At 44.9% G+C, this 13,619-nt stretch carries 10 protein-coding genes; 2 read left to right on the forward strand and 8 right to left on the reverse strand.

Annotated elements, in window-relative coordinates:
* Positions 1–104: 104 nt before the first annotated feature.
* The 5 genes from A3193_RS05885 to A3193_RS05905 all read right to left on the reverse strand — a co-directional run bounded on the left by A3193_RS05885 (position 105) and on the right by A3193_RS05905 (position 7,883).
* Positions 105–2,360, reverse strand: coding sequence for a putative bifunctional diguanylate cyclase/phosphodiesterase (locus tag A3193_RS05885; RefSeq protein WP_069014303.1), 2,256 nt, complete (start codon positions 2,358–2,360; stop codon positions 105–107).
* The gene (locus A3193_RS05890; RefSeq protein WP_069005238.1) at positions 2,350–2,937 is read right to left on the reverse strand and encodes a YfiR family protein; all 588 of its coding nucleotides are present in this window, start codon (positions 2,935–2,937) and stop codon (positions 2,350–2,352) included. The genes A3193_RS05885 and A3193_RS05890 overlap by 11 nt, the downstream gene beginning before the upstream one ends.
* 217 nt (positions 2,938–3,154) lie before the next feature.
* Complete coding sequence (locus A3193_RS05895) at positions 3,155–5,086, reverse strand: TonB-dependent receptor plug domain-containing protein (protein ID WP_235614910.1); 1,932 nt, start codon at positions 5,084–5,086, stop codon at positions 3,155–3,157.
* Positions 5,087–5,531: 445 nt separating this feature from the next.
* Complete coding sequence (locus A3193_RS05900) at positions 5,532–7,103, reverse strand: inorganic phosphate transporter (protein ID WP_069014304.1); 1,572 nt, start codon at positions 7,101–7,103, stop codon at positions 5,532–5,534.
* 126 nt (positions 7,104–7,229) lie between these two features.
* Positions 7,230–7,883 carry a DUF2959 domain-containing protein gene (locus A3193_RS05905; RefSeq protein WP_069005240.1) on the reverse strand — a complete coding sequence of 218 codons (654 nt, stop codon included), beginning with the start codon at positions 7,881–7,883 and terminating at the stop codon, positions 7,230–7,232.
* 153 nt (positions 7,884–8,036) lie between these two features.
* On the opposite strand from A3193_RS05905, the gene A3193_RS05910 reads away from it, so the two are divergent.
* Positions 8,037–8,924: a DMT family transporter gene (locus tag A3193_RS05910; protein ID WP_069014305.1), complete on the forward strand. Its 888-nt coding sequence runs from the start codon at positions 8,037–8,039 to the stop codon at positions 8,922–8,924.
* A gap of 235 nt (positions 8,925–9,159) precedes the next feature.
* On the forward strand, positions 9,160–10,521 hold the full coding sequence (locus A3193_RS05915; RefSeq protein ID WP_235614911.1) for a deoxyguanosinetriphosphate triphosphohydrolase: 1,362 nt from the start codon (positions 9,160–9,162) through the stop codon (positions 10,519–10,521).
* 9 nt (positions 10,522–10,530) lie between these two features.
* Here the strand turns inward: A3193_RS05915 and A3193_RS05920 are convergent, their stop codons facing one another.
* From A3193_RS05920 to A3193_RS05930, 3 genes are all read right to left on the reverse strand, one after another.
* Positions 10,531–11,766, reverse strand: a complete 1,236-nt coding sequence (locus A3193_RS05920) for a sensor histidine kinase (protein WP_162272468.1) — start codon at positions 11,764–11,766, stop codon at positions 10,531–10,533.
* Between the two features lie 68 nt (positions 11,767–11,834).
* Positions 11,835–12,509, reverse strand: coding sequence for a response regulator transcription factor (locus A3193_RS05925; RefSeq protein ID WP_069005243.1), 675 nt, complete (start codon positions 12,507–12,509; stop codon positions 11,835–11,837).
* A gap of 209 nt (positions 12,510–12,718) precedes the next feature.
* Positions 12,719–13,198 carry a hypothetical protein gene (locus A3193_RS05930; RefSeq protein ID WP_069014306.1) on the reverse strand — a complete coding sequence of 160 codons (480 nt, stop codon included), beginning with the start codon at positions 13,196–13,198 and terminating at the stop codon, positions 12,719–12,721.
* Positions 13,199–13,619 lie beyond the last annotated feature (421 nt).

Genomic DNA, 13,619 nt, shown 5'->3' on the forward strand with positions numbered 1-13,619 from the left:
GCTATCAGTTGAGCTTCAAATCGAGGTTGATCTATAGGTGTCTATCTATTGGGACGCCACACACCAATACACCTGACCTGTTCATCATCTGCAATAAAAGCAGATTATGAGTGCAACAGCTTATCGCGGAAATGCTCGGCGGGAATGGGTTTACCGTAGCGGTACCCTTGAGCAATTCGATAGTCTGACAGGATTAAAAGAGTTTCCTGCTCGGCTGTTTCTACTCCCTCCGCAAGAACTTCGATTCCTAGCCGCTGGCCCAGATCAATTACAGTCTGAACGATTGCCAGGTTGCCACTGTCTTTATTGAGATTCTCTAAAAATACTTTATCCAGCTTGAGCAGATCGATCGGTAGCTTTTTTAATCGTGCCAATGATGAGTAACCAATACCAAAATCATCGATAACGATTGAAATTCCCATCTCTTTCAGTCGTTGTAGACGATGTGCAGCTTCATCCAACCTCTGTATAAAGAGGTTTTCGGTCACTTCCATTGCCAGCCACTCACCGACACAACCGGTTGTGAGCAGGATATTCTCCACATTGGCTATAAAATCATCGTGCAGGAGCTCACTCGCAGAGATATTGATGGCCACTCTTGGAGGTGCCAGATTGTCGTTATGCCACTGCTTTGTCTGGATGCAGACATTGTATAAAACCCATTGACCTATCAGATGTGTTAGCCCCATCTCTTCTGCGAGTTCAAGAAAATCATAAGGTGAAACAAGGTCATCGTCTGCTCTTTTCCAACGCAGTAGGGCCTCGACACCGATTAGCTTTTTGGAATAGAGGTCAATCTGTGGCTGGTAGAGCATGACAAAATTATTCTCTTCGGTTGCTGTTTCGAGTTCTCCGGTGATATTTATACGTTCCTGAATAGAGGCAGTCATACTTGAATTATAAAGTCTGAAAGTATTTCTGCCTTGACGTTTCGCCCGGTACATTGCAGTGTCGGCATTCTGCAATAATCGTTCTCCGCTTTTACCGTCATCCGGGTATATGCTGATTCCGATACTTACAGCCGGTTGTAACCGTTTGCCTTGCAGGGTGACCGGTTGGCGGATGGTTTTAATGATATGACGGGCTACAGAAGAGGCATCCTCAGTACGTTTGGTATTTTCCAGTAATATGACAAATTCATCACCACTCAGGCGAGCGACCACATCGCCGGAACGTATGGCATGGAGCAGTCGATTGGCAGTGGTGATCAGCAGCTCATCTCCAGCATCGTGTCCAAGGCTATCATTAACCTCCTTGAAACGATCAAGATCTAGAAAAAGGATTGCCAATAAACTGCTTGTACGGTCTGCTCGTGAGATTGCCTGATTGAGTAATTTGGTAAACAGAAATCGATTGGGCAGTTGTGTCAGAGAGTCTTTTTCGGCTAATTGTTGCAGCTGTTGCTTCTTTATCTGTAGTTCGTCCACAATTTCGAGATGTTCTGTAATATCCCGGTAAGTGATGACAACAGCAATAGTATCGTCTATCGAGAGGGGGCTGGCTTGCAGTTCCATGCGTTGTGGTTTTCCATGAGATTGTTTTACGGTGTGAATATACTTTATCGGTCGGCCTTTGATAATTACGCTGGATATCATTTCCCGGGGAGGTAAATAGTCTGGATTTCCCTTGTCTCCATCGATCATTAATTCTGAAGAAGCCAATGATTCAGCAGCCTTGTTTTTCAAGATTAGATCACTTTCTGTGCTGTATACAAAAAGTGGATCGGCAACTGCATCTATTATCAACTGTAAATAAGACTGACTCTGACGTAACTTCGATAACAGCCATTCAGTAGTAGCCCATGCAATAATAAGTAGCAGCATCAGAATAATGCTAGAGAGCAACAGTTTTTGTTGGACATTATCAATTAAATTATCAATAAAATCCCGGCCGGTAAAAATACGTGCTATACCGATCAATGAACGTGAGTACTCATGAAACAGTGGTACTTCTGATATGAAACAGTCTACGCACTCATCTTTACCTCTGCTCAGGGGGAAACTGTCGGGTGCCACATTGACCATTGTATAATCTATTTCAATTTCGATCCTTTGGATCAATGGTGATGCGAGTGATGGGTCACGAATCAGTAAGATGCTATCCATAGCCTGCGTCAACTTCAATTCAAGCAGAGCTTGATTTGTGATGCTCAATGGTTTGCTTAGAAGGGTTGCCTGGGCTTCTGCCAAGGTGTTTGCTTGGGATTGTGCATGAGCCACTAATCTAGGTTCAAGCGTCAAATACCAATAGGTTCCTATCAAAATTCCGAGAGTAATACCAAGGATTGTAAATACCAGTATAAGGCCATGACTTTTAGCCAGTATTGAGGGTCCTTTATAGAGCCTGTTCCTATTCATCATATTGCTTTGCAATTCGTAGAAAAAAAGGTTTGTAGACCACTCCGGCTTTTTTTGCCTGGGTCAAATTGATATAAGGCAGGATTCGGTCTGTAACATAAATACCTGCTACAGCGCCACGTTCAACATCGCCGGAAAAGGGTGAGAATACCGTGGTTCGTTTATTTTCAACCCAATTGTTGAAGATTTCGGATTTAATACCGGGTGTGGCTACAAAAAGTGCTGCAATTGGGGAGAGATCCGGCTTTTTTCTGTCAGAGGTAGAGACAATTTCGACTTCCAGAGGAAAGTCGGAAATTGTTTTCAGTGCCAGCAGTCCTGCGGATACAGCCAGAGCGACATGTTGCTGGTTATCATGAAGAACAAGAATACGTAGTTTTCCAGTTACTGATAATTTGTCAGCCAGAGCGAGATCTGCTCCGAGACAAGCAGGCAAAAGATTGATAGCAACATTAAGTCGTTGCTTATCTTCAGACCAGAGGATATCTGCAAAACAAATCCTGGAAAGCAACAGTATGAGTAAAAGAAAACCTCTCCAAAGGGAGTGTATCTTTTCACTGCTGGTAGTTTTAGTCTCCATGATAACCAGTCAATGGATAAGTTCAGGGTTCGTTACCGCTGACCCAAACAAACAGCTTGGCTGTAATATTATTATCAGCCTGGTAGGTAGCAATCGAAAACAGGCCATCCGGTGCTGCTCTTCGACCCTGTGAAATAATCAAATCTCTCTCCTTGTGCCTTGATTGGCAAGTTTTCATAAGCAATTGGGCGCAACAGTGCAGTATTAAAAGGCCCGTTTATTGTATGTCGTAATTCAAAGATAACCACCAGCGTCGTCCAGGACGATGATAGTCATCGGGGTAGGGTAAAAATGCATCTCCTTCAAAATTGGTCGTCAGTTGTTGAGGATATCTGACTGTTTCATCAGTCAGGTTTTTAATGCCAAAAAGAAACTTCAAACCAGCTATGGAGCCATAGTGACCTATGGTTAGATCATATTGTGTGGTAGCTGATAAGCTGGAGCGGGAATCGAGATTAGCTCGGCTACGTTCACCTACATAGGATATTTGCAGTGAGGTTGACCAGTTCTCTATAGGTTTCCAGATTATTCCCAAATTAGCCAGCCACTCGGCACCACCAGGCAGATCTTCTCCACTGTCCTTAAAGTGGGCATCTACAAAGGAGAGATTACCGTCCAATTTCAAGTTATTTCCAAAGCGTTGTTGATACTCAAATTCAAAGCCTTTAAGACGTGCATTTTCAGCATTGATGTAGCCACCGAAATTGATTTCATCAAAGACTATTGGATCAATGAGATCTGATTGAAATAATATAAAATTACTGCGCCAGTCATTTTTTTTGATGATATAGGCAATTTCAGTGCTGTTGATTGCGCTTAGCGAAACTTTACCTTTTCCCGGGTTTTGTAATTCATAGAAAGTGGGGGGGCGGAAACTTCTGGCATACTGCAGTTTTATGATGTTATCAGGTGAAACCCGCCAGACACCGGCTAATCTTGGGCTCGTTGGGTTGTCGAGATCGCTGTAGTCGTCGTAACGTAAGGTGGCCGTTAATGTAAAAGCATCACTGTAACGAAACTGGTCCTGTGCTATCAAAGTGAAAATGTGCCTTTCCCGCTCAGTATCAATCCAGTTAGGGGATAGCTCAAATGGGAGGTCAGGCCACTCCCAGCCAGCTTCCTGAATCGAGGTGTCTGTGGATTTAACAGTCAGAAACATTTCATGTTGAGTGTTCGGTTGCCAATAGATATCGGCAGCAATTTCATATTTTCTCTCTTTGTAATGGGAATCTAGATAAATAGGGTAGGGAGTAATAAAGCCTGCAGGGTAGATATAGAGTTGATCCCTGTCACGTTCATGTTCCAGAATCTCAAATGTGATTTCTGTGTGAATTTTATCAGTGAGTTTGTGTTGATTACCGAAACGATAAGAGCTGTATGTCTGTTTGGATGCCAGGCGGCCGTCTGCAGGAGGAAGGAAATGGTTTATCCCAAAATGATCACCATAGGCATCATCAAGTAGTTTTGCAGAGGCAAACCATCCCTGCCATTTCAAGTTAAAAAATATACCCTGATATTTTTTTGCTTCGTTTGTTGGTCCAGGTGCATTCGAAAGTTCTCTCTGACCAGTGTGGTACCAGGCATCCTCTTCAACCTCCACATCATGACCATCGCCTTCAAGCCCTGAGATATTGATTGAGGCAGTCAGATCGTTGTTGCTGTCGTGCCAGTACCAGTAACCACCTAAACCAGAGTGAGAATCATCTTCATAATGAGTATGTAAACCAGTTGAGGCTTGCTTGGTAAGGATATTGACAACACCGGCATAGGCATACTCACCATAAACGGATGCCCCAGCACCGCGAATTACTTCAATACGCTCTATCTGTTCAATCGGTATGTTGAGGGCCGGATTGGCCGTTCCCAGTAGAGTGGAATTCAACGAAACTCCATCGACGAGTATTTTTACATTTCCTGAAGCATACCCATGTCCAACTCCTCTGCTGAGCATCTGTTTCTCACCTGTGAATTCCATTCCTAAACTGATACCGGGTACTAGTCCGAGCGCTTCCCAAACAGTTCTGGCTCCGCGAGCCAAAAGTTCATCCCCATAGAGAATGCTCGCCAATCCGGGAATATAGTCAGTGTTCATTCTACTTTTGGTAGCCAATTCGGTCTGACTGTCCAGCAAGGAGAGTAAATCACGCATCTCCTGTTCTTCACTGGCATCAGAGCCGCTGGCCTGACTGCAGTAACTAATGAGCAGAGTGCTGAAACAACGAGGTAGGAAGGATGGAAAATGTATGAATCTCGTTCGCGCGGATGTTGACTTAAACTGTGTCTTAGTGCTTGGGCAGGAAGTAGTCATGAAACAGGTAAATAACCTTCAGAGACCAACTAACCACGTCCTGCTGACAGCAACAGTACTGATATAAACGCAGTTTATAAATTGGTGTGCTGTAAATTCCACTATTTCAATCAGATTATGGCACGAAAGGAGGGATATTGAAATCTGCTACTATGGGAATTTCTTTAATTCCTACAGTAGGATGGTAGGAAACCATAGTTAACCAGGTGGTAGGGTATTTGCAATATTCATGACGGTCACTCTGGATACCAATTTCGTACAAAAATAGTTGGTTATGGATACGTGATTAACCGATAGTAAGTAGATTGGTTGAGTTCAATAGTGTGTAGATGAGTGAAGCAAGCAGTCCGGCAACAGGGAGTGTGATTACCCATGCTATGAGGATGCGTATAAATGTCGATCGTTTGACCAGCTCTTTACGATGGAGTTTGTTAAGTGACTTTCTGTCTTTTTCAGTGATTTTCGAGATTATGTCACTTTCATTGAGTCCTTTGAGGAGCTTACCCTTTTCGTGAAATGACGATTCTTTAAACTGATGAATGAACTTGTCAATCTCCTGCTGATTTTGTTTGGTTGCATGGCGCCTTAAAATTTCCATGGAGACTGCATATCTTTTTTTCAGATTTTCACGCAGAAAGCCAATTCCGAAAATAGCACCAACGGTAGTATGGGTGCTACTCACAGGGATACCCAGGAGGCTGGCAAATAGAACCGTGATAGTTACAGAGGTGACAACACAGAATGCCCTGATTTGATCAAATTCAGTAATTTCAAAACCAATGGTTTTGATCATACGTTTTCCATACAACACGATTCCCAAGGGAATTCCGATTGCACCAATCAGCAACACCCAGGTAGGTAACGCTGAATGATTTATACTCTGGTCAGAAACCAATGCCTCTTTTATGGCAATGACAGGACCTATTGCGTTGGCAACATCATTGGAACCATGGGCAAAGCTCAATAATCCTGCAGCGATGAGAAGTGGAATGTTGAAGTGACGGTTAACAGCGGATTTTGTATTGGGTAGGAGTGCTACATGTTGTTTGATGATTGGTTTGATAATCAAAAAAATACCCAAGCCAACACTCAAACCACAAAGCAGAGCGATATCTAACTCCGTCCGCCAACTACTTTTCAATCCCTTGGTAAGTAGATAGGTGGTAAACGTGAAGGCCATTAAACCCACAAACACCGGAACCAGCCTTTCTGTAGCGCGCGACATATCAGTATGGTAGGTGATATTGCGCTTGATCAGATAGAGAAGTAGTGCAGCAATTGCACTACCCAGCAGGGGAGAGAGGATCCAGCTGATGGTGATTGTCCCCAGCGCTTGCCAGTTGACAACGGCCGCTCCGCCAATAGTAATGCCGGCACCGAGTACAGCGCCAACGATCGTATGGGTAGTGGATACCGGAGTACCTGTTGCGGTCGCAATATTCAGCCAGAGACCACTGGCAAGCAGAGCACTGATCATCACCAGTACAATCTCTCTGGCGCCTCCAAGTTGCTGTTGCTCTACAATGCCGTGCTTGATTGTACTGATAACTTCACTACCCGCGAGGAACGCTCCGAAAAACTCAAATATGGCCGCTAATACAACAGCACCGGAAAGAGTGATTACCGCAGAGCCAACCAACGGACCGATATTGTTTCCGGCATCGTTAGCCCCAATATTGAGTGCCATGTAGCCACAGATTATGGCGGTCATCAGTATCAGGTCATGTCCACCCATGCCGTTGAAAAAAAGGTGGGAAGAGAAGGCAATCGCAACAAAAAAAACTACCGCAATCAGATGATGCAGATAGTAAAGCGGATGGTAGGATGAGAGCGATTTGCCACGAAAGTACTGCATCATCTTAATCGGTATTGTAAAAGCCTGTTAACATCGCGGATTATCGGTACTTGGGTCAGCTGCAAGAGAATGTCTTGGCTGTAGCAGTTACTGCGGATCAGCTGACTGTTAAAGCGATAAGACAATATGCTAGTTTGCACTCTGCATATCACGTATGAATTCGTCTGAACGTTTTATCGATTGGTTCATTCGATTGATCAGATTGGTGATATCCGCTTTCAGATTGCCGAACTCTCCACGTAGGGAGCCGATGGCCTGGGCATTCAGGTTATGTTTCAGATAGAGTACGTTATCACGGAAGTTATTGAGTACGGGCTGCATGGTCTTCTCAGCCTGACGCATGGATTTGAGCATGCTCCTGTAGCGGCTCTTGGTTTTGCTCAGCTGTTGTTTACTGGCGGCTTTTAATTTTTGATTTTCGTAGAGTTCTAACTCTTCCTGCCACTCTTCAAACAGATCCTCTGCAACAGATTCGACCTTGTCAATCCGGTCAGTGACCTCTTGAGCCGCACTCTCACTCGATTCAAATTCGTGGTTTAGATCGTCATAGGCCCGTTTTAAATCGCTCTCTTCAAGCCGGATAACCGATGCAAACTGGTCAAGTGCTGACTTGAATTGCTCCTGGGCATCAGTTTGGGCATCTTTGGCAGCTTCAACCCGATCAACCAGTATATCCCGTTTGTGATAGCCGACGCTCTCCATCGTATCGTAATAGACACTGGAGCAGCCGGTGAGCAGAATCAGTAACAGAGCGATATACGGGCTGCGATATTGGTCAAACATTTGAACTTATCCTCTCGGAATCTGTTAGATTGGCAATTCTGCCACAGACTATACGATTGAAGCGATGCCACTTGTACTCATTTACAGGAATTTAAACAAATTTAATACTCTGCGCCAGGCCAGCCGCGATTAAATTGCAAATTATATAAGTCAATGATATATAAGCAAAATATACTGTTGGGGGCGTTGTTTATCCTGCTCTCTGAATTTATGTTTGCCTCTATGGGAGCTGTTGTAAAGCAATTGACACAGAGCCTGCCTAGCGAAATGGCTGTGTTCATGAGAAATCTCTTTGGAGTCGCGCTACTGCTGCCTCTGGTCTGGGGCAGTGGCTTTGTCAGCTTGAAAACCCAGGTGTTTCACCTTCATCTGCTGCGATCTGTCGCTGGCGTTTCCGCCATGTACTGCTTTTTTTATGCACTGGCCAATCTACCTCTGGCCGATGGCATGCTACTGAAGATGACGTCACCACTATTCATGCCGTTGATTGCCTGGTATTGGCTGAGTGAACCTATGTATCGCACTGTCCTGCTGGCGATTGGAATCGGCTTCGTCGGTGTCATTCTGGTTCTGAATCCAGGTGGAGAGTTCAATCAAATCGCCCTGATCGGACTTTTAGGGGGTGTTTTCGCCTCATTGGCCAAAGTCAGCCTGCGTAGATTGGGTAAAACCGAGCCCTCAGTCAGAGTGGTCTTCTACTTCGCACTGTTGAGTTCATTGATCTCCGCAATACCGATGGGCTGGAATTGGCAACAACCTACAGTCACTGAGTGGTGGTTATTTGCACTGCTGGGAGTGTTCGGCACATTAGGCCAACTGTTATTGACTCGTGGATATGCTATAGCGACAGCAGCCAGAGTAAGCCCATTCACCTATACATCTGTCCTGTTTGGAGCCGCCTATGGCTATCTGTTCTGGGGAGAAACCCTGAGTCTGCAGTTTATATTTGGCGCATTACTGATCGGATTGGCTGGAATTATCGCACTTAAGGGTGGCAGGGAAATCAATGAAAGATTGGCTAATGATGCGATAAGTAATTGAATAAAATAGAAAATAATAGATTATTTTTAGGTTTTGAATATACGTGCCTGGTGTCCGGTACACTGTTTCGGCTGAGATCTTGAGGGTTGCCTGGCGTTTTTTTAAGCTTATTCGCAGAAACAGGTTATTTCAGCGGAAATCCCATATACTGGGGTGATTCTCTCGTAAGCTGTGGTTATCATTCACAGCCAAATAACAATCAAATTAGCATTACTTTTAAGGATTGAATCGACCCATGTCGATGAATTGGTCACAACTCTTATCCCGCCAACGTCTTGGATCGAAAGATCAACCGACCAGTACAACATCCCGCACAGATTTTCAAAGGGATTTCGATCGTATTGTCTTCTCATCCGCCTTCAGGCGTATGCAGGACAAAACGCAGATCTTCCCCCTCTCTAAAATCGACTATGTCCGAACCCGCCTAACCCATAGTCTCGAATCATCAAGCGTTGGTCGTTCTCTGGGTACCTTGGTCGGGGAACAGATTATCGCCAGACACAAACTGAAAGGATACGAGGCATCGGATTTTGGGGATATCTGTGCCGCAGCCTGTCTGGCGCATGACATCGGTAATCCACCGTTCGGACATTCAGGTGAAGATGCAATTCGTCATTGGGCGGAAACCGCTGACTACGGCAGACAGCGCGTCGCGGTGCTCAATGGCAGTCAACGGGAGGATTTTCTGAATTTTGAAGGTAATGCTCAGGGTTTTCGGGTGATCACCAGATTGCAGAATCGTGACAACCCGGGGGGGCTGCAATTGACCTGTGCAACCCTGGCGGCATTCACCAAATACCCAAGAGAGTCCTGTATCGGTAAAGGACGTTTTGATGGGGTCAGTGCCAAAAAACCAGGGTTCACAGCAGAGGATCAGGAAAACTTCGAAACCGTAGCCAAGGCGGTCGGCTTGATCAGAAGGGACCCTGTGTTGTCTATCTGGCATCGTCACCCGCTCTCCTATTTGGTTGAAGCTGCCGATGACATCTGTTATCGGGTAATAGATATTGAGGATGGTTTTCGTCTCGGGCACCTCAGTTATCAGCAGGCGCTTGATCTCTACAGTGATATTTTGGCTGACTCTTCGATTCAAACATCCAGACTGAAACGTATTGGGGGCAACAAGGAGAAAGTTGAGTTTTTACGGGCGAAGGTCATCAGTAAAGCAATCAGTGAGATTCTAAGCTGTTTTCTGGACCATGAGCCGGCAATTCTCAAAGGTGAATTCGATGATCCATTGATGAGCTCTATTCCCCATCGCCAGGAGATGGATCGTTTGATTCAGGTTGCTGGGGAGAAAATCTATATCGCACCTGAGGTAATCGAGATAGAGACTGCTGGTTTTCAAGTCATCAGTGAACTGCTTGAACGGTTTATTCCAATAATCGATGATGTCGCCGAGCATGGCACCAACGCCACGCCTAGAAGTCAGATGATGATTCGGTTGATACCAGAACAGTTTATCGGAGATGACGCCATTCCGGTGCAGGATGACTATACCAGGTTGTTACGATTGACTGATTTTGTTTCAGGGATGACTGATTCTTATGCCGTCTCACTGTACAAAAAAGTGACCGGAATCTCCTTGCCCGGTTAAGCGTATTGGTTAATTCGTTGGCGTAGTATGGGGTATGGTAACTGAGACTTGAGTACCTTTGCCCAGTTGACTCTCAATCGTCAACTCTCCTCCATGGGCTTCAGTGATCACCCGGCATAAGTAGAGTCCCAGTCCATATCCCCCGGTGGATCTCTGGCGGGCCTTATCGACTCGATAGAATGGTTCAGTCAAGTGTGTCAGATGTTCTTCAGCAATGCCTGCTCCAAAGTCTGTGACTTGAAAATGCCAGCCATCATTGGTCAGATGACTATGGATCTCCACCTCTCCTCGCCGTAGGTTTGTATGGCGCTGTGCGTTGTCCAGCAGGTTTTTGATCAAAAGCTTGATACGTGCTATATCCAACAGGATTAGTCCGCCACTCTCATCAATGTGACTTTGCCACTGGCTTTCAGCAAAATGTTCCTTTGTAACCGAATCGATCAATTGCCGTGGATCAGCCAACTGAAGATCCAGTTTGGTATGATTGGACTCCAGTCGTTCGGTCTCCAACAGTTCGTTTAACTGTTGTTCCAGCAGTTTCAAGTCCTGGATGATACGTTCCCTAGGCTCACCATGGTCAATAAGCTCAGCATTGAGCCTTACCCTGGTTAGAGGGGATCTCAACTCATGGCTGATTGCGAGTAAAAGTTGGCGCTTTGCTTCCAGCATTCCCTGTATTTCATCAGCCATATTGTTGACGCTGTGCGCCAACTCTCCCAACTCATCCTTACGCTGAAGTTTGATGCGGTATTTCAGGTCTCCTGAACCGAAATTTGCCACACCCTGACGAATGGTCTCGATTGGCAGAAAAAGACGTCGAACAAAGAGATAGGTCAGTGCGATCAAAAGCAGTACGACAGCAATTGTGATAGAAGCAATCCATGGTATTTGAGAACTAGTGAACTTCTGTTTGGTAATATACAAGGCTGTGACATTACCTTCTTGCAGTCGCATTATGAAACGGCTGGCTTGATGACTAACCTCAACAATACGTCCGTTTGATAGTTGGTGTTGATGAAAATCCAGGCTCTGTTCATCGAGGATAACACCACTACTGGACCAGCGGTCTACAGGTGAATTAATCTGTATATCGATGCTGAGTCTTTCTGCCAATGCTGAAGCAGCAAGAATATCGGGTGGTGCTCCAATCTGTTGTTGCAGGTGATCGACATACTCGACCAGATGGGGTTCCGCCAGTCGCTTGAACTCATCACGTATACCATAGCGGAAGCCAGTGTTGAGCACGAAAATAATCAGAATACTGATTATAATAAAGAGTATTATCAAGCGGATACTGAGTCTATGCCGAAATTTCATTGTGTAGGTTCTACCATACGGTAACCGGAACCCCAAACTGTCTTGATATAGTCCAGTGGCTGGATTTTTTGTCGTAGACGGCTGACCAGTATGTCAACTGACCTGGTGTAAAGATCTGCTTCGACACCCTTAATCGCAGTTAAGATCTCATCTCGACTGAAGACTTGACCTGGATGTAAGACAAATAGCTCAAGCAGTAGATACTCCAGATGTGTCAGATTTAAGTTTCGGTTGTTAATCGAGGCACTTTGTTGCACTTGGTTTAGCTGAATGTCGCCGAGTTCCTGGATCTCTGAAGTGGTAGCGTGAGACAGACTGCGCTTGAGAATATTCTGAATTCTGGCAACCAGCTCTCTGGGCTCAAAGGGTTTAGACAGATAGTCATCAGCACCGATTTCAAGGCCGATAACACGATCCATCACTTCTCCTCTGGCTGTAAGCATGAGGATCGGGATATCACTGCTTTTTCTAATCTGACGACAGACCTCAAATCCATCCATTTCAGGAAGCATGATGTCAAGTACGATCAGGTCAGGTTTGGAAGTTCGGAGATAGTCGAAGCCATGGGATGGGGTGATTACGGATTTCAGGCTCAATCCGTAGCGGGAGAAATACTCGCTGAGAGGTGCTGCCAGCTCCTGGTCATCATCAATAAGCAGTATCTGAGGCATCAAGCGATCCTGGTATCTGAAAGGTTTAGCATAACTTAATTGGTAATGACCGCCCAAACACTCTCTATCCTAGGGCCTATTGGATTAGTGTTAACAGGCCCTAGTTCAAGACAGGTTGTCAGGAGTAATTATCAGCCGTATAGATGATCAAATCGCCCTACAAAGGCATAGAGCAGGGCGACTGAATCCGTGGTTATTGTCCTGACAAACTATTCCTGATTTAACTTTGTAGGGCTATTACAACCGGGTCCGCAATGCCGGTGAGCTTTATGGTGTAGAATCATGCTTTGTAATTTATCCCGTTGATGCTGTTCAAGATTGTCGCTAAAGTCAGCGAATGCATCGATGAAATCACTGCTGATACTGGCCAGTTGAGCCTGTTTTTGCATCAGCAGGGTATGAGCTCGTTCCCGGTCGAGGCTTGATTGATTAAGTAGGTCGGCTGCCTCGTTAGCGTACATCTCCCGGTCGCTACGTAAAGTTTCAGCCATTGAAATGATTTCTACGCGAAACTTGTCCAGGTGAACTCTCTGGTTATCGGAGAGTTCCAAATGTTTATCCAGTCTCTCTGCCATCCAGCCAATTCTTGCCTCTGAGTTACTACAAAAGCCCTTGTAGCGTGCAATTGCAACTCCACTGATCAGTAAAAGTACAAGCAAGCTGATGATGATAATTACTGTTTTACTCATGATAATCTCCAGATAGGTGTTATGAGTTACAGTCAATATTCTGGTTTAAGGCGTGTTAAAGATCCTATCTGAGATGTAACCCGATGTAACAAGTTGTAACGGAAGATTTAGTCTAGAGGGTGAAAAATTCGTATTTGTAATAGGAATAAAATTCTTAGTCTATAATAATATTTTATGATGAAAGGATTGTTGCCAGATGCAAAGAAACTGACCTGGTAGAATATTTAGCTAGTAAATGCTTAGGATTGAATCAATTAGCTGGCTATCTCAGGTGAAAAGTCGCTAGGGTGAGGTATAATTCACATCATGAGTATGCCTTTAACCTGTTTTTGCTGCTCATTTTTTAACTGGCAATCCATTGGATCAGGAATGCCGTCGTATCTGGAGCTTGCTGGTTGGCCCAGCCTACTGATCATGCAGG

It is taken from the genome of Candidatus Thiodiazotropha endoloripes (genome assembly GCF_001708965.1).
Lineage (GTDB): Bacteria > Pseudomonadota > Gammaproteobacteria > Chromatiales > Chromatiaceae > Thiodiazotropha > Thiodiazotropha endoloripes.

Coding starts and splice junctions, on each gene's coding strand:
- A3193_RS05885 (WP_069014303.1), bottom strand. CDS start 2,360: ATGATGAATAGGAACAGGCTCTATAAAGGACCCTCAATACTGGCTAAA.
- A3193_RS05890 (WP_069005238.1), bottom strand. CDS start 2,937: ATGGAGACTAAAACTACCAGCAGTGAAAAGATACACTCCCTTTGGAGA.
- A3193_RS05895 (WP_235614910.1), bottom strand. CDS start 5,086: ATGCGTGATTTACTCTCCTTGCTGGACAGTCAGACCGAATTGGCTACC.
- A3193_RS05900 (WP_069014304.1), bottom strand. CDS start 7,103: ATGATGCAGTACTTTCGTGGCAAATCGCTCTCATCCTACCATCCGCTT.
- A3193_RS05905 (WP_069005240.1), bottom strand. CDS start 7,883: ATGTTTGACCAATATCGCAGCCCGTATATCGCTCTGTTACTGATTCTG.
- A3193_RS05910 (WP_069014305.1), top strand. CDS start 8,037: ATGATATATAAGCAAAATATACTGTTGGGGGCGTTGTTTATCCTGCTC.
- A3193_RS05915 (WP_235614911.1), top strand. CDS start 9,160: ATGTCGATGAATTGGTCACAACTCTTATCCCGCCAACGTCTTGGATCG.
- A3193_RS05925 (WP_069005243.1), bottom strand. CDS start 12,509: ATGCCTCAGATACTGCTTATTGATGATGACCAGGAGCTGGCAGCACCT.
- A3193_RS05930 (WP_069014306.1), bottom strand. CDS start 13,198: ATGAGTAAAACAGTAATTATCATCATCAGCTTGCTTGTACTTTTACTG.